General features: G+C 65.6%; 11 protein-coding genes and 2 pseudogenes. 10 read left to right on the top strand and 3 right to left on the bottom strand.

Annotated elements, in window-relative coordinates:
• Positions 1-98 precede the first annotated feature (98 nt).
• Positions 99-1,706: pseudogene (locus ABZ128_RS07170) on the bottom strand (tyrosine-type recombinase/integrase).
• Positions 1,707-1,883: 177 nt separating this feature from the next.
• Positions 1,884-2,183, bottom strand: a complete 300-nt coding sequence (locus ABZ128_RS07175; protein ID WP_356846562.1) for a hypothetical protein — start codon at positions 2,181-2,183, stop codon at positions 1,884-1,886.
• A 119-nt stretch (positions 2,184-2,302) separates the two neighbouring features.
• Between ABZ128_RS07175 and ABZ128_RS07180 the strand changes: the two genes are divergently transcribed.
• The 9 genes and pseudogenes from ABZ128_RS07180 (at position 2,303) to ABZ128_RS07220 (ending at position 14,128) form a co-directional block, all read left to right on the top strand.
• Positions 2,303-3,124: a serine hydrolase gene (locus ABZ128_RS07180; RefSeq protein ID WP_356846697.1), complete on the top strand. Its 822-nt coding sequence runs from the start codon at positions 2,303-2,305 to the stop codon at positions 3,122-3,124.
• 446 nt (positions 3,125-3,570) lie between these two features.
• Positions 3,571-4,329 carry a creatininase family protein gene (locus tag ABZ128_RS07185; protein WP_356846564.1) on the top strand — a complete coding sequence of 253 codons (759 nt, stop codon included), beginning with the start codon at positions 3,571-3,573 and terminating at the stop codon, positions 4,327-4,329.
• Positions 4,330-4,878: 549 nt separating this feature from the next.
• Positions 4,879-5,046 carry a hypothetical protein gene (locus ABZ128_RS07190; RefSeq protein ID WP_356846565.1) on the top strand — a complete coding sequence of 56 codons (168 nt, stop codon included), beginning with the start codon at positions 4,879-4,881 and terminating at the stop codon, positions 5,044-5,046.
• Positions 5,047-5,209: 163 nt separating this feature from the next.
• Positions 5,210-5,661 (top strand): annotated as a pseudogene (locus tag ABZ128_RS07195) (NUDIX hydrolase).
• Between the two features lie 408 nt (positions 5,662-6,069).
• The gene (locus tag ABZ128_RS07200) at positions 6,070-7,545 is read left to right on the top strand and encodes an ATP-binding protein (RefSeq protein ID WP_356846566.1); all 1,476 of its coding nucleotides are present in this window, start codon (positions 6,070-6,072) and stop codon (positions 7,543-7,545) included.
• Between the two features lie 63 nt (positions 7,546-7,608).
• On the top strand, positions 7,609-10,380 hold the full coding sequence (locus ABZ128_RS07205) for a Z1 domain-containing protein (protein WP_356846568.1): 2,772 nt from the start codon (positions 7,609-7,611) through the stop codon (positions 10,378-10,380).
• Positions 10,377-11,387 carry a PD-(D/E)XK motif protein gene (locus ABZ128_RS07210; RefSeq protein WP_356846569.1) on the top strand — a complete coding sequence of 337 codons (1,011 nt, stop codon included), beginning with the start codon at positions 10,377-10,379 and terminating at the stop codon, positions 11,385-11,387. The genes ABZ128_RS07205 and ABZ128_RS07210 overlap by 4 nt, the downstream gene beginning before the upstream one ends.
• Positions 11,380-13,389, top strand: a complete 2,010-nt coding sequence (locus tag ABZ128_RS07215) for an AIPR family protein (protein ID WP_356846570.1) — start codon at positions 11,380-11,382, stop codon at positions 13,387-13,389. The genes ABZ128_RS07210 and ABZ128_RS07215 overlap by 8 nt, the downstream gene beginning before the upstream one ends.
• A gap of 280 nt (positions 13,390-13,669) precedes the next feature.
• The gene (locus ABZ128_RS07220) at positions 13,670-14,128 is read left to right on the top strand and encodes a very short patch repair endonuclease (RefSeq protein WP_356846699.1); all 459 of its coding nucleotides are present in this window, start codon (positions 13,670-13,672) and stop codon (positions 14,126-14,128) included.
• A 4-nt stretch (positions 14,129-14,132) separates the two neighbouring features.
• On the opposite strand, the gene ABZ128_RS07225 is transcribed toward ABZ128_RS07220, so the two are convergent.
• A complete protein-coding gene (locus ABZ128_RS07225; protein ID WP_356846572.1) occupies positions 14,133-16,070 on the bottom strand; it encodes a DNA cytosine methyltransferase in 1,938 nt (645 codons plus the stop codon).
• A 304-nt stretch (positions 16,071-16,374) separates the two neighbouring features.
• On the opposite strand from ABZ128_RS07225, the gene ABZ128_RS07230 reads away from it, so the two are divergent.
• Positions 16,375-17,001, top strand: coding sequence for a hypothetical protein (locus ABZ128_RS07230; RefSeq protein WP_356846573.1), 627 nt, complete (start codon positions 16,375-16,377; stop codon positions 16,999-17,001).
• The last annotated feature ends 16 nt before the right edge of the window (positions 17,002-17,017 follow it).

Consider the following 17,017-nt stretch of genomic DNA (forward strand, 5'->3'; position numbering starts at 1 on the left):
CCGTGACCTGGGGTTTTTTCATTTCCTTTACCCATGCCGGCATGCGGCGGCCGAGGTCCGGAATCCCGTGCGTGAGCGCTGCGTGAGCGGAGCTGCCGTCAGCCCTTGCGCGCGGCCTTCTTGGCCTTGCCCTTCTTCTTCCCCTTGGCCTTCGTCTTCTCGGCTCGCTTGGCCTTCTCGGCGGCCTTACGGGCCTTGTCCTCCTCGGACTTGCGCTGGAGGGGGACCAGCTTGGCCGTGGCCTCGGAGGCGCTCTTGCCGACGTGGGGGAGCACGCTCTGGTAGATGTCGCGCGTGATCCGGGTGTCGCTGTGCCCGAGGGTGTCGGACACGATCTTGATGTCGATGTCGGCGGCTAGCATGAGGGTGGCCGCTCCGTGCCGGAGGTCGTGCAGCCGGATCGGCGGCAGCCCGGAGGCCGCGACGAGCCGCTCGAAGAGGTCGGTCACCTTGCCCGGGTGCAGCCAGGAGCCGTCCTCTTGTGTGAAGACAAGCCCGGTGTTCACCCAGGCCGAGCCCCACTCTGCGCGGTCGGTTTCCTGCTGTTTGCGGTGCCGCTCCAGGACGCCGACGGTGTCGTCATCGAGCGCGACCACACGGAAGCCACTGTCGGTCTTCGGCTCGGAAGCCTCGACCTCCCAGCCATCCTGGACGAGCTGCCCCGTCACGGTGAGGGAGTGCCGGTCGAGGTTGGTCTCCGACCAGGGCTGCCCGCACGCCTCACCACGCCGCAGGCCGCGGAAGGCGATCAGGTGCCACATCGCGTACAGCCGGTCCGCCGCGACGAAGTCGAGGAAGGCGCCAGTCTGTTCCGGCGTCCATACCATGACCGGAGAGGGCTTCTCCCCGGTCTGCTCCCACTTGGCGACCCGCTCGTCCGTCCACACGAGCGCCTTCGGCTTGCGCACCGGATCGATCTCGACGTGGGCCGCCGGGTTGAACGTGATGATCTGCTGCCCGATCGCGTCGTTCAGGGACGCGCGGAGCGTCGCCTTAACGTGTTGGCGCGTCGATGGACCTGTCACCCGGCGGAAGGCCGGCATCGCGTCGAGCGCCGTCTTCAGCGCCTTCCGGCGAGCACGGTTCTCGGCCCCTTTCCACGGAATGGTCGCCAACTTCTCTACGGCGGCCCGTCGCTGGGCGTTCTGCTCCAGGACCTCGGCGTTGCCGTCGGCGATGGCCGTGAACATCTCGCTCAGGTGGCTGACGCGCAGCCGGTCGAGGCGCCGGTGCCCGATGTGCGGCTTGAGGTGCACGCGGATGTCGGTCTCGTACCGGCTGATGCCCGACTTCCGGATCCGCTTGCCCGCGAGCCACCGGTCCAGCCACTCCGCGACGGTCAGGCTGCCGACGAGGTCCTAGCCGGCCTTGAGTCGCCTTCGGGTCTCCTCCACGTCGGGCAGGGGCAGCTTCTCGCTGCTGACCTCGGCCAGCATTTCGGCGAGCAGCTGGATGCCTTCGGGGTCGTCGGCCTTGGCGAGCCCGAGCAGGGCGCGTACGTGGTCGAGGTCGGCTTGGGCCGCCTTGGCGTTGGTGTACCCGCCACGGACGAACGACCGCCGGCTGCCGTCCTCGCGAGGCGGCAGCTCCTGGCGTATGGAGTAGGTGCAGTGGTTCCTGCTGTTGCGCTTGGGGCAGGAAGTGCCGAGTTGTTTGCCGGTCTTGGGGTCGCGGCAGGAGCAACGGCGGTAGGTGGAGCCCTTCAATCGCTGTCTCTTTCGTAGCCTTCCGCGGGGTCGACGTCGGCGAGTTTGTCCGGCAGGTCGGGGAGGGGCTCGCCGTCTGCGTAGATCGAACTGCGTACTTGGCAGAGCTCGTCCTTTGCCCGCGCGGCGCGTTCGGCGAAGTCGGCTTGGGTGCGCAGGGCTTTCGCCCGCGCGGTGTCATCGATCGCTCTCTCGGCCGCCCACCGCTGCCGCTCTTCGCCCTGGACGGCGAAGAGGGCCCTCTCCAGTGCTGTGGCGTGGGCGATGGAGCATGCGGTGGTCGGCCTGGTAGTTCTCGTTCAGGCCTGCGAACCAGCGCATCGCCTTCGCGGTGTCGACCGGGTACGTGAGCGGGAGCTGCTGGACCTCCTCCACGTAGCCGACGGGGTAGATCAGGCGGAGCGGGTGGGTGTACAGGGCCTCGGCCAGCACCATGACCTCGACGAGCGGCAGGACGGCGCGGCGGTCGGACTCCATGTTGGCGATGACGTTGCGCGGGATCGGGAAGCCGATCTGTTCGCAGCGCTCAGCCAGATCTTGGGCGCTCCATCTACCTTCTCCTGGCAGAGATCCTGGAAACGGTCCATCGCAGCACGCTGCCCGACTTTGCCCGGCACCGCGTTTTCGGTCCGCTCGGTATGCACGCCACCCACTTCAAGACGGACCCTCGCCAGGTAATCCCCGGAGCCGCATTCGCCTACCAGGCCACCCACCACGGCTGGCGGCACACAGAAGTGCCGGTCACCCTGCCCGGCCCCGGGACCCTGTGGACCACCGTCGGCGACCTCGACCGCTGGCTCACCCACCTCCACCAGCACTGGCAGCACCCCCACCAACTCCCCTGGCAGGAAGCTGTCGGCTACGGGCCCAGCGACCACCAGCCCTACCTCTACGGCCCGGGGCTCTACGCCGACGCTCGCCCCGGCCGCCATGCCGTCTTCCATTACGGTCACGAACAAGGCTTCTCCGCGGCTGCCCACGTGGAGGCGCCGGGGCTACGCGTGATCGCCCTGTCCAACAACGCCGGGCTCTCGGCCGACCGCGTCACCGCCGCCATCCTCCGGAACCTCCACCAGCAGCCGACGCTGGCCACGAAGGAGGCCCTCGTCCGTGCAGCAGCCCGGGAGCAAACCCCAAGCACTGCCGTACAAGATCAGCCCACACCCGACGACCTCGGCCAGCACACAGAGCTCGGCACCTTCACCTGCGACCAGGCCCCCGGCAACCTTCGCCTCACCCGCAGAGCCGACACTCTCCACCTGTGGCGCCGAGGGACATGCGACCGGCTCACCCCCACGGGTTCGGGCATCTACGCAGGCAACGGCTACACCCTCACCGTGCCCGGCGGCACGGGCCAGGTTGACCGCTTCACCCTCGATCTCGACCGCGCCCCCGGACTCACGTACATCCGCCAGTAGCCACCGCCGGAAGGTGCCATCTGGACTGCCTACCCACAACCGGTAGAGACGCGAACCGAACTGGAGACTCCTGATGCTCAACCACCTGGTGATTCCAGGGATCGCGGCGTACGCCCATGAAGGTCTGCCCACGCCCGCCCAAACCGATGACTCGAACACGTGGGTCGACGGTGTCTGCTGGCTGTACTGCGGCCAACGTCGGACACGGTCTCATGGATAGGGCCGGCGGGCGTCGCTGGCATGCAGGCCCCCATGTTCGCCTGCAGCCCGTGCATCTCCGAACTCAACGAGCGGGTATGGCAGTCCATCCGTCTCCGAGACGAATCTCACCGGAGCAACACCCATACACGAAGCGAGGTGGACGAGTATCCCAGCCCCCGCAGAGGCCGCCACCGAGCCCGCACCAGTCCCCAGCGCACACAGACCAAACACCCGCCCGAATAGCGATGGCGGAGGATGATGGTCGAGCGATAGCCGACCGGGGGAGTGCCGTGAACCTGCTGCCGACCGCCACCAGCACGGATGTCCAGGAGCAGCAGCCGCACGTCGCCGTGCTCCCGGTCGGCTCTTTCGAGCAGCACGGCCGGTACCTCCCGCTGATCACCGACACGGCGATCGCCTGCATCATCAGCCAGGAGGTCGCCGACGCCTATCCGGTCCATCTGCTCCCGCCCATCACCATGTCGTGCAGTCACGAGCACGCCGCCTTCCCCGGCACGGTCAGCATCAGCGCGAAGACCCTCTACGCCGTGATCGACGACATCCGCGCGTCCCTCGCCCATTCCGGCATCCACAAGCTGGTGATCGTCAACGGCCACGGCGGAAACTACGTCCTGTCCAATATCGTCCAGGAAGCCAACGTCGACGGGCCTGCGGTCTCCCTCTTCCCGCTCGGAGCAGACTGGGACCGAGCCCGCGACCACGCCGACCTCGTCTCCGACCGTCACGCCGACATGCACGCCGGCGAGATCGAGACGTCCATCCTTCTTCACGCGGCGCCCGAGCTGGTGCGGGACGGGTTCGCCGATGCCGACCACGACGGCGGCAACCGTCCTTTCCTACTGGTCCAGGGCATGAGCGCGTACACCGAAACCGGTGTGATCGGCTTCCCCTCCCACGCGACCGCGGCCAAGGGCAAGGCCGTACTGGCCAGCCTGGCCCACAGCTTCGCGGGCCACCTGGAGATCCTCGGCCCCAGTGACTGAAGCCAGCCAACACCTGTAATCGAAGGGTCCCGCTTTGACTCCTGCGCCACAGAGCTTCCCAGTCGGCTCGATCGTCCTGCACCTGGGGAACCGCCCAATGTCACTGGTCACGCGGCCGACGGCAACGTCGAGATACGAATGCTCAGCACTGGAAGCGAGCTGTCCGTCCCTCCGGACAGGCTGACCTCCCTGACGCCGCCTGCTGCCGCGCGGCCACCACTCTCGCGGGCTGGCCTGTTCGCCGGCGCCGGACTCATAGCCGTCATCGCGTTGGCATTCCTTCTCGACTCCGGCGGCAACGACCCGGACGAGGCCGCTTCGGCGAATCCACACGTGTCGGCGGTACCTCCAGCACTGAGCAGCCCCTCGGCCGTCTCACCAACGACTGCGGCGACACCACAGGCCGATGACACACCCACCCCACGCGTGGCCCCCAGCTACGGTGCCGGAGTCCCCGCATGGGTGAAGGGCGTCCAGGACGTTGAGGCGGCCTACATCCTGCCCGGCAACCCTGATGAAGAAGACCCAGCCGACCGCAGGGACTCGGTCGTGATCAAGTACACCAGCGGCGACGTCGGCCAGCGCTGCATGGCCATGCGGGCACTGGCCGGGACCGAGCACGGTGTCATCGCCTACCCCCCGACCGGGATGGCGGTGGACTCGAACGACTGCCTTAGCGTGAAGCTCGGCGCACCCTTAGTAACCACGCTTCCGTAGCCTCAGCTCTGATCTCATTCGGCCCCGTCCGGGACCGTCCGGCCGAGGCCACGCACCAGCGTCGGCCCGCCGATGCCGCCCGCCGGCTGGGTACCGTCGCGGACAGTTTAGAGTCCGATCCGTGAGCGAGAACGAGCACGAAGCGAAGATGGCCCACCCCCGCATGGCAGCTGGCGCTCTCTTTTTCGACGAAGAAGATCGAGTCCTCCTCGTCGAGCCGTCCTACAAGGACTACCGCGACATCCCCGGGGGCTACATGGAGGAGGGGGAGTCGCCCGGCAGGCATGTGTGCGTGAGGTCCAGGAGGAACTTGGCATCGCACCGCACATCGGCCGCCTCCTCGTCGTCGACTGGGCACCGAACCCAGGAGAGGGAGACAAGGTTCTCTACCTCTTCGATGGCGGTCGCCTGAGCGCGGAAGACCGCCGCCAGCTCGTCCTGCAAGCGGACGAGCTCCGCGGCTACGACTTCCACGAGGCCGACCAGGTGCCGGCCCTCACCATCCCCCGCCTCGCGCGCCGAATCGGCGCTGGGATTGACGCACGCGCGAAGGGCCTGACCTCCTACCTCGAACACGGGAAGGCGCCGGAGACCGGGGCGGCCTACTTCGCCTGAGCCGTCAGCGCTGCCTCCACCCGTTCGGGCGTCGCCGAATTTTCCACGATGTCCGACGGATGAGCCGCCCCACCAGACTGACAGCCCCCTTAGCAGCTGCTGATCTCACAACCCGCTCTCTGACGCCCTTAGCTCCTCTGCTGGGCGTCGACGTGATGCCGCAGTGCACGAGCGGATCCACCGGCAAAGCCCCTCAGTGTCCTGGCTGTCAGCGGCTGAAATTCGCACTACCCCAGGTCAATCAGCCCACACCTCGATTAGCATCGCGTCGTGGGCAGGCGCATGCCAGGTGCATAGACTGCCAACGTGGAGGGGGCAATCTCCTGGTTTCGCGGTGTCTTTCCTGTCAACCTCAAGGCAGCCGCCCAGTGGGAGAGCCCGTAACGGGGAAGCGGGCGGGAACCATCCATGACGTACGACATCGCGGCTCCCGAACCCGCGGGCATGGTGGCTTCGCTCAGCTCACTGGGTTACTCACTACCGGCTGCAATCGCAGACCTCGTGGACAACAGCATCTCGGTGAACGCCCGCAACATAGACGTCGAGTTCACCTGGGCAGGACAGGAGTCGTGGATTGCCGTCGTCGACGACGGTTGGGGCATGTCCGTCGACGAACTAGTCACTGCGATGACCGTGGCGGCTCGCGGTCCGGCGACACCACGTTCCTCCACTGACCTCGGTCGCTTCGGTGTCGGACTGAAGTCTGCTTCGTTCTCCCAGGCACGCCAGCTCACCGTATCCACCGCCACCGCTGGGGAGTGGCACACCCGCACGTGGGACCTCGACATTGTGGAGCGGTTCGGCGAATGGCGACTACTCCACGGGGCCGACGACGCCACCACAGGCGTGCTCGACAAAGTCCGTGGTACCACCGATCACGGCACCGTCGTGCTCTGGCGACGGCTCAACGGGTACTGCGGCGAGGACGTCAGCGAGGACGACGAGCACACCCAGAAGCAGTTCTACGCAGAGGCTGCCCGCACTGAGTCGCACCTCGGGATGGTCTTCGCCCGCTTCCTCACCGGAAGCCGACGTCGAAACCTTCGAGTCTCCGGGACAGTGGTGGAACCCTGGGATCCGTTCATGAGCAACCACCCCTCAGTGCAACGGCTCCCCACCGAGGAACTGCTGATCGGTAACCGTCCCGTGCGGGTCGAAGCGTTCATCCTCCCCAGCGCCCAACGGCTCACCCCGGAGGAATACGCCAGAGCCGCGGGACCACAAGGCTGGCTCGACCAGCAGGGGTTCTACGTCTACCGTCGAAACCGCCTCATCCTGGCAGGTGACTGGCTGGGGCAACGTGGGATGCGCCGCGAGGAAAAGTACAATCTGGCTCGCATCGCCATCGATATCCCAGCTGAGACGGACGCTGAATGGGGCGTCGACGTGAGGAAGTCGAGCGTCGTCCCGCCTGTCGGACTCCGCCCGCACCTGAACCGCATCGCGCGGCAGGCACGGACAAGAGCCGCGGACGTGCTGCGGCACCGAGGCCAGGTTGCTGCTCGTACGCACGGTGATCCTCTGTCATACGCCTGGACCGTACGTCGACCTGACGGCAAGATCACCTGCAGGATCAACCGTAGTCACCCACTCGTTCAGGCGGCGATGAGACCAGGCGGCAACAGCGCAGTCGACGTACGTGCGTTGATCAGCCTCCTTGAGGAGACGGTGCCGGTTGCTGCCCTCCGAGTGATGCACGAGACGGACACCAGCGACGACCCCGAGCCGTTCGGCGGGCCTGGGCCGGCCGACGAGGCCGCCTCCGAGGTCGCGCAGCGCATCTACGAGTCTTTGGTGTCCGGGGGACGCTCGCCGGCCGCCGCTCGAGACAGGTTGCGGACGATGCCACCTTTCGATCAACTACACGGATTCTGGAGCAAGTAGACCCACTGTCAGTTGTCGTCGCTACGCTCCTCGAAACCGCCCTAGTCCAGCTGGAGGCCCCAAATGACAGTCGTGCCCGACGATCCCATGGCCAAGGCCAAGCGCCTGGTTCTCGGATTTCTGCCACAGGACCGTCAGCCGAAGGCGGACGAGGTGCAGAACGCGGTCAACGCCATCTTCGGGATGCTGGCTGCACAGGGTGAATCCCTGGACCGGGAGCAGCTGGCCAAGGAGATCGAGGCCATGACCGCTGTGTTCCAGGAAAGGTCCTCGGGCCTAGCGGACTCGAAGGGGCACGAGCCGTGGCTGCCGGAGGCGAAGAACGACCGCGACTGGGACTTCTGGGAACGCTACCGGCGCTACCTAGAGGACGTGGTGAACCTTCCACCGTGGGTCGTGAGGCGGCTGGACCAGAGCTCCGACGACGTGCTGAGCCAGCTGGAGGACCCTCGCCGCCCCGGTCGATGGAGCCGTAAGGGTCTCGTGATCGGCCAAGTGCAGTCGGGCAAGACCGGCCAGTACATCGGGCTTGCCGCCAAGGCCGTGGACGCCGGCTACCGGCTTGTCGTGGTGCTCGCCGGCATCCACGACGACCTCCGCAGTCAGACGCAGCTGCGGATCGACGAGGGACTCCTGGGTTTCGACACCCAGCACTACAGGCGGTCCAACGAGGTTGGCAAGTCCCGACTCATCGGTGCGGGCCGGATGCCCCTCGCAAAGAAGCTCGACATCGCCTCGCCGACGAACAGCACCGCGAAGGGGGACTTCAGCAAGAAGACGGCTTCCCACACCAACTTCCCTCTCGGTAGCTTCCCCGTGGTGCTCGTCGTCAAGAAGCACTGGAAACTTCTCGAGTACGTGCGCAACTGGGTGATCGACGTCCACGGGACCGAGGACGAGAGCGGCAGGAAGATCGTGAAGGATCTCCCCCTGCTCGTCATCGATGACGAGGCTGACAACGCCTCGATCGACACGACCAAGGACGACGACGCGGACCCGACAAAGACCAACGCGGCGATCCGTGATCTCATCAACGTCTTCGACCAGTCCGCGTATGTCGGGTACACGGCCACACCATTCGCCAACATCTACATAAACCCGGATGCGAGCAACGAGAAGGTCGGCGAGGACCTCTTCCCGGCGAGCTTCATCCGCAGCCTTCCGTCGCCCTCGAACTATCTGGGGCCGGAGCGGGTTTTCGGTCTTCAGGTCGATGACGATGACGAGGAGGACACCCCGCCGCTGCCGCTTGTGCGTCATGTGAAGGACGCCGAGAGTTGGCTGCCCGCGAAGCACAGGTCGGGTCACGTTCCACGCACCGAGCTGCCTGAGTCCCTGCGCGAGGCGATCTCCTCGTTCGTGCTTGCATGTGCGGCTCGTCGGGCCAGGGGGCAGTCGAAGGTGCACAACTCGATGTTGGTACACGTCACCCGCTTCACATCGGTGCAGGGTGTCGTGCGGGACCAGGTCGACGACCACCTCCGTCTCCTCGTTGACACGCTCCGGGACCGGTATGGCAAGGGACCTGCGCTTCGCAAGGAGCTCCAAGAGCTCTGGGAACGGGACTTCGTACCCACCACGGGACAGTTCCCGACCGACGAGGCTGAGCGCCTCACGTGGGATCAGGTTTCCGCGGAACTCCTGGACTCCATCCGGAAGATCCAGGTCAAGGCGGTAAACGGCACCTCCAAGGACGCACTCGACTACTACGAGAACCGCAGGAGCGGTCTCTCGGTGATCGCTGTCGGAGGGCAGAAGCTCTCGCGTGGTCTCACTCTGGAAGGGCTGACGGTCAGCTACTACCTCCGGTGGTCGAAGTCATACGACGCCCTTCTCCAGATGGGGCGGTGGTTCGGGTACCGACCGAAGCACGAGGACCTCTGCCGTCTGTACACAACCCCCGAGCTTCAGGGTGCCTACGAGGAGGTCACAGCCGCCACCGACGAACTGCGACGGGAGGTTGAGGAAATGGCCACACTTGGCCTCGAGCCGACGGCATTCGGGCTGAAGGTGCGATCCTCGTCGCTGGGACTGACGGTGACCACACCCAACAAGATGCGCAAGGGCACGAAGATCCTCCTCAGCTACTCCGGCGAAGGGCCGGAGACCGTGATCTTCAAACTCGCTGACCGGACCGTCGCTCACAACTTCAAGATCCTTGAGGACTTCGTCCGACGACTCGACAGCACCACCAAGGCCAAGTCCACGGCTAAGGGCGACAACCTGCAGTGGGATGGTGTCTCCCCCGAGTTGATCTCCGACTTCCTCTCCGACTACGAGACCGACCCCATGGCGCAGCGTGTCCGGCCGAGGCTCATCGCGAAGTACGTCGAACAGTGTGCAAAGGTGGGCGAGCTGGCCAACTGGACGGTTGTTCTGGTCAACAGCACGACGTCGAAGTCGCCCGAGGTGATCGCCGGACACACTGTCGGCTGCGTGACCCGCGCACCGCTCAAGGACGACTTCGAGGGCGAGGGCAGGTACACGATCCGTCGCGTCATCAGCCCGCAGGACGAGCTGCTCGGCCTCGACTCGGTCCAGGAGGAAAGGGCACGCGAAGCCGCACGGAAGGCTGCGGAGAAGGCAGAGAAGGCGGAGCCCCCTCAGAATCCGTCGGGCAAGTACATCCGACGGCAGCGCCGCCCCGACCAGGGCTTGCTGCTGCTCTACCCCATCAAGCCGGTCACCTCCGCCGGCGTCGCGTCGACGACGCCTCTCGTGGGTTTCCAAGTGAGCTTCCCCCACTCGAAGCATCAGTCCAAGACCGAATACGTCGCCAATTCCGTCTGGCTCCAAGAGGACATCTACTCCATCGTCGAGGAGGACGAGGCGTGACCGTCACTGAGGACGCGTGGTACGAGCTGGAGAGCCCCCAGGAATCCCCGGGACGGTCGAGTCTCCGTCTGCACCCGGAGTCACCACTCGACATCTTCCTCTCCGTCTCCCATCCCAGTCGGCAGCGCATGCTTGTGCTGAGGACTGACGCTCGCGCGGCGGACCCGGTCGTACGGTCGGTGGGCCGTCTCCCGCGAGCCGCCGGGATCGAGATGAACCTCAGCGCCGTGTCCCGCCTTGAGTACGAGCTCCAAGTGATCCTTACCGCGAGCGAACTCCGTGAGGTCTTCAACCCCCTTGTGGCTGACGTCGCCGAGACTGCCAGAGCTGCTTCGGCGGCCCCCGAGGCGCTGGCAGCCGCCGTGGAGAGGTTCGGAAGGTGGCAGGACCTTCTGCGTACCGTCAGTCGGGACGGGCTCAGTGCCGAGGCACGACGCGGTCTTCACGGCGAGCTCTTGGTACTGGACAGTGTGCTGTTGGCCTCGCTGTCCCAGCTCGATGCCGTTGAGGCGTGGACCGGCCCCACGGGGAGCAACCAGGACTTCCAGCTGCCCAAGGTGGCGATCGAGACAAAGGCCAGCATCGCGAAGCGCCCCCGTAGCATCCGCATCGCGAGCGAACGACAGCTGGACGACACCGGCACCCCCGCCCTGCTCCTCGCCTTCGCACAGCTCGACGAGCGACGAGGCGGATCAGGAGAGAGCCTGAACCGGAGGGTGGACGAGATACGGCAGCAGCTCACGAGCTCTGCCGCCCGTGCTCGGTTCGATGGTCTCCTCATCCAGGCCGGCTACCTCCCCGCGCACCGCGACCTGTACGAGGAGCCCCGATACACCCTTCGAGACCTGTGTTTCTGGCATGTACGGGGAGATTTTCCCAGGCTGGTCGAGTCGCGCCTTCCCGAAGGTGTCGGCGACTGCGCCTACCACGTGAGCACCTCAGGCTTGGAGGTCTACCGGGCTACAGCCACCGAGGTGGCAGCACTCGTCGGAGGGTCCCATGGCTGAACTCGACCTGATCGAGTTCTCACGCAGTCTTGTCGCGGACGTGCAGGCGACCGCCGACGCTGAGGCGACCACCACTCCGGAGGCGTTCACCCGCCGGGTCTTCGAGGACCTGGAGCAGGGCGGCGTCGTGTCCAACACCTTCACCGCGTACCACAAGGCCCACGGCCATGAGGTGCACGGTTACGGCATCGGCGAGTCGGGGGAGTCCCTGGACCTGTTTGTAACAGACTTCCAGCTTGCACCGCTGGAGAGCAAGCTCACCAAGGCACAGACAGAGACCGCGTTCCGGCGACTGCTGACCTTCGTGCAAAGGTGTCGCGACGGGCTGCAGCAGCACATCGACGAGTCATTCGACGTGTACGACATGTGCGCTGCCGTCGAGAAGGCCCTCACCGACGTGCGGCGAATCAGGCTGTTTCTGCTCAGTAATCGTGTCGGCACCTCGACCGAGGTCCCGGCCGCGCACTTTGACGGCCTCCCGGTGACTCATGAGGTGTGGGATCTCGCGCGACTGCATCGTCACGCTACGTCGGGAACGCTCGGCGAACCCATCGCGGTGGCATTCGACCCGCCCTTGGCCTGTGTGTCCGCTCCCAGCTCGGAGGAGGGCCACTCAGTGGTCTTGGCGGTCGTTCCCGGGCAGATGCTCGCTGAGCTGTACTCCGAGTACGGGACCAGGCTTCTCGAGCTCAACGTCCGTTCCTTCCTCCAAGCCCGTGGGGCGGTCAACCGGGGTATCCGGGACACACTGTTGCACGCGCCAGGTCGGTTCCTCGCCTACAACAACGGGATCACGGCGACGGCGTCGCAGGTCGACTTCGTGACGGGCCCGAACGGTGAGCCGACCCACGTCTCCGGCGTGCACGGACTCCAGATCGTGAACGGTGGCCAGACAACAGCTTCGCTCCACTACGCACAGAGCCGTGACAAGGCCGACCTGTCCCAGGTCCGGGTCCAGATGAAGCTGACAGAGGTGTCTCCCGACCGGCTCGCGGAGATCGTCCCGAGGATCTCGGAGTACTCCAACACACAGAACCGTGTGACGAGGGTCGACTTCAGCTCCAACCACGACTACCACGTGGAGTTCCAGCGCATCACCCGATCTCTTTGGGCCCCTGCGACGGATGGCAGCGGGCAGGAAACCCACTGGTTCTACGAACGGGCACGGGGCCAGTACACGGACGAGCTGGCGAAGGCCCGAACGCCGGCCAGACGGCGTCAGTTCCAGAAGCTGAACCCGCCGAAGAAGAAGTTCAAGAAGGAGGACCTCGCCAAGTTCGTCCACTCATGGCATCAGATGCCGTACCTGGTCAGTCGAGCGGCGCAGAAGAACTTTGTCGAGTTCATGCTCCGCCTCGAGGAGGCGCCACCCCGCGTCGACGTCCAGTACTGCCAACGGGTGATCGCGATGGCCATCCTGTTCAAGTCCGTGGATCACATTGCCGCCATCCACGGAGCGGGCAGTCACAAGAGTCTGATCACCACCTACACCGTGGCCCGCCTGTCCCGGGCAACGGACCGCCGGATCGACCTCGACCGGATCTGGCGGGAGCAGGGTGTCTCCGCAGCGCTGGAGGCCGCGATCCACGACCTGTGTCCGCGCGTCATACGAGCGGTGACCAACCCTCTGGAGGGGACCCACGTAGGCGAGTGGGCCAAGAAGGTGACGTGCTGGGACGCGGTGTCGAGAGTCCGCTGGGACGCGCCTGCTGCCCTGGAGGCGGAGCTGCTGGACCATCCCCTGGACGAAGCCGCGCTCGCGGGCGGCACGGGTGCTGACGAGGGAGCTGGCGAGGAGGTGGCTCTTGTCCCCGCGGAGGAGTGGTACGCGATCGAGCGGTGGGCCAAGGAGACCCGCAACCTCGAACCCTGGCAGCGTCAGCTGGCCCAGTTTGTCGGGCGTCGACTCGAACTGGAGCAGGAGGTTCCTGAGACGCAGGCAGTTCAGGCTCTACACGTTCGTAGCGAGGCGCTGCGGCTGGGGTTCAACCCCGGCCCATAGCCAGGGGTGCGAGTTGGCAGGGGACCCACCAGCTCGTCAGAGCATCCCCTTCTCGATCAGGTCGCGAATCGCGTCCTCGGCCCGACAAAGGGCGATCCCTCCATCCCATTGCTGAACGTGACATGTTCGCCACCCGGTTCCATGTAGGCCTCCGCGAGCAGGCCCAAGGCAGCTCGACGCGGCTCTGGTCATCGCCGTGGAGTTCGACTGGTCCCGGGAGCGTGAGGAGAGTGTGGCACTCTCCCTCTCGGAAGGGTGTCGACAGGCTGGGGCTGTGATCATGGCCAGAGGAGGCAGGACTCCGGATCGGCAGTGGGTCACCACTGCCGAAGGGGAACATCTTCGCGGTCGACGAGTACGGGACACGAAGCCCGAGGTCGCTCTCAGGAAGGCAGTGCACCGGCTGGGACTCAGGTTCCGTCTTCAGCGGAGGGTGGCGCCGAGGTGCACGGCCGATTTCGTGCCTCCCAGACATCACGTTGCGGTCTTCGTCGATGGCTGCTTCTGGCACGGGTGTCCCGACCACAGTCCCAAGGAGTTCAGAGGACCTAACGCTGCCCTCTGGCAGGAGAAGATCGAGATCAACAGGGAGCGGGACAGACGCAACACAGCGCAGGCCACGGCCGCCGGGTGGACCGCGGTTCGGATCTGGGAGTGCGAGATCCGTCGCGACGTTCAGGGAGCCGCACGGCGGGTCGCGGAGACTGCGGACTCGAACAGTGCGTGGCGACCTCGCTGATCGGCTACTCCTGAGTAATGGCCAGAGTCAGCAAGTCGTCGGAGAGCTTGTCCCGGCTGGCACAGTGAGCGACTAGCGGGCATTCGGAGCACACGGGCTGCTCCTCCCTGCAGAGGTCCGTACCGATGAGCCGAATCGCTCCCATACGCAGAGGTGCGTCCTCGCCCGCGCCCACGAGCTTGACCAGGTTGACGCGGCCCTCGCTGAGGCGGTTCGCATGATCTGTTTCGATACCGTTCACCCGAGCCGCGACCCGCAACGTGCTCTGGCCGACCAGCATGAGGTCCTCTCCGATCATCAGTCGGTAGAGGGCCGCCTCGGCCGGCTTCATGGCTAGCTTGGCGGGCACGTCGAACCGCTTTTTCCACTGCCAGTCATAGGGCTTGTCCACCAGTGGGGCCAAGCGGTTCACACGGGACCGGACGGGCGCCGTAGGCGCTGCGTCAACCAGTTTCTTGAACAGTGCCGCGGTAAGTGTCTTCGACCGTCTGACAGGGGCCATAAATTCCGCCATCGCCGCTGGCTTGATCTTCGCACCGGAGACTATGGCCACGACTGCGGCGTGAAGCGGTACCGGATCCTCGCTGGGAAGCTGGTACCAGTCCCCGCCGAGCAGCCGTTGCTTCGCCCAATCCGTGAGACCACTCCTGACCTCCCGCCAATGGGGCCGGAGGCCGGCAGCCTCGGCAGCGGCGTCGCCATCCGGCCTCAACGCCTCCGCGGCGGCCTCTCCCAGCAGGGGGGGTACCGCGTTCCCGATCTGCCGGAAGGCGTCACTCCGGGTGCCAGCGAAGCGGAAGTGGTCCGGAAACGTCTGTACGCGTGCGGCCTCCCGCACGGTGAGAGTCCGCAGCTGCTCCGGGTGGATGTACCAGTAGCCGTCCTTGGCGATGTGGGCAGTGATCGTACGGCTGAGTTCTGCCCAGGCCAGCTTCTTGTACTTGTCCGTGTACTTGTCCGCGCTGTACCGCTGGAATTCCTTCTCGTCGTCGGCCAGCTTCTCCTGGAGATCCGAGTACTTGGTGTTGGACTCCATGACCTCGAAGATCCGGTAGTCGTCCGTCCGAACCCTTCGTGTCATGTGGTCCCAGATCAGCCCGCGGTCTGCCTTTTCGCGCATCTTCTGGGCGAACGGGGACAAATTGCGAGGCTTCTGATACTTCAGCTTCCGCTCTCCGACCCGTTCCGTGGGAACGACCTCCAGCGCAGGCAGGTCGCCGATGGCATCGCGGAGGGTGGTGCGCTCCGGGTCGGGCTGCCGCCAGGTGAAGTCGTCGACGTCTTTCCTGGCCAGGAGGATGAGGCGCTTCCGGTGCTGCGGTACGCCGTAGTGCCACGCGTCAACGAGCCGTACCTGCGTCGCGTAGCCGAGCTCCTCCAGCTCCTCCTCGATCGTCCGGATGACGAAGAAGTCATCGTGGAGCCCCATGTCGGGGACGTTCTCCATGAGGACTGCTCGCGGATTGATCCGCTTGACCATGTCCAGGTAGGCGCTCCACAGCTCCTTGCGGCGGTCTTCTGGGTCGCGGCCATGATGCTTGACGAGGTCACGGATCTTGTTTCGCCCGGCCCTGCTGAACGGCTGGCAGGGAGGGCCTCCCGCCACAAGGTCGATCTTGGCGGGCTTGAGGATCTCCTCAAGCCTGTCCCGCTCGGCGGGGTCGCCCAGGTCTATCTTCAGACTCAGGCCTGGGAAGTTGGCCCTGTGAGTCTCCAGCGCGCGCTCGTCGAAGTCCACGGCCGCCGCAGTGGTCCATCCCGCCAGCTCGATACCAGCGCTTAGGCCGCCGGCGCCGGAGAACAGGTCTACGGCCAGCCGCTTCCCCTTACCGAAGCCTTCCAGCCAGTCCTGGAACCCCTCCGGGGTGCAACTGTTCCTGTTCGGATTCAGCTTGAGGTAGTCACTGCGTTCAAGAGGTACGCCATAGTGCCCCTTTTTCACAGCACAACCCTTCGTACGCATGACATGAACGAGCACCAGGAGATCACAGACGCGCTGGTGGAAGCAAGGATTCCGCCGAGGTGAGCAGCGGGAAAACCTGCTGATCATCTGCCGTGGTTCCCCAGGCATCGCGGCCGTCTGGGGCCCTCTCGGCCCCAGATCCGAGCCGGCGCTCTGGTGGACTCTGAGACGACCAATCCTAGACGACCGATAGCTCGTGATCCCCATCGGTTCAATGGGAGGCTCTCAGGGGGGTGGCACCAAACAGACCCGGCTTCGGCTGCCCGTCCGACATGATGGCCGCATGATCCCCGAGTTCGATGTAGAGATCGGTTACGACTACGACCTGGCCGATCTTCGCGCTGACCTAACGGCCGAGAAGGTAGCCGCTGGCTTCGTCGAGCACCACGACTACGAATGCCTCGGCTTGCCCGGCTGGGAAGAAGTCGCGGAGTGCCTCAGCAGGGAGGCCGAGATCCTGGAGGAGGGGGCTCGTTCAAGCGCTCCAGGCGGCATCGAGGAGATCGTCGCCGCAGTTCAGGAAGCGGATGACGTGGGGTTCGCCGAGTTCATGTCCGACTTCCGCTGGAACGACGTCGGCGTGGCCGGAGTGAGTCTCGCGCTGAGCGCAGCCCGGACCGCCACCTTCTACTCGTGCTCCAGCGGCCTCGGCAAGCACCATGCCAGGTATCCGATGGTGGGCGTCGTCCCTGACGTAGAGCGCGCAAAGCTAATCGTGGCACTTGCGAGGTCCACAGGCTGTGGAGTTGGCCAGCAGGGGGGTCGCTGGTACCTGTACGCCAGGTCAGTGACCGCTCTCCATGCACTGGGCCAGTCGATCCTGGAACGTCGAGAAGCCTTTGACGCTCTGCCGACACCCGCATGGGCCGAAGGGCTCGAAGAGGAGCTTGAGCGCATCAGCCACTACTGAGAGTTGAACGCTCTGG

Origin of the sequence: Streptomyces sp. NPDC006326, from assembly GCF_040612915.1 — a bacterium.
Lineage (GTDB): Bacteria > Actinomycetota > Actinomycetes > Streptomycetales > Streptomycetaceae > Streptomyces.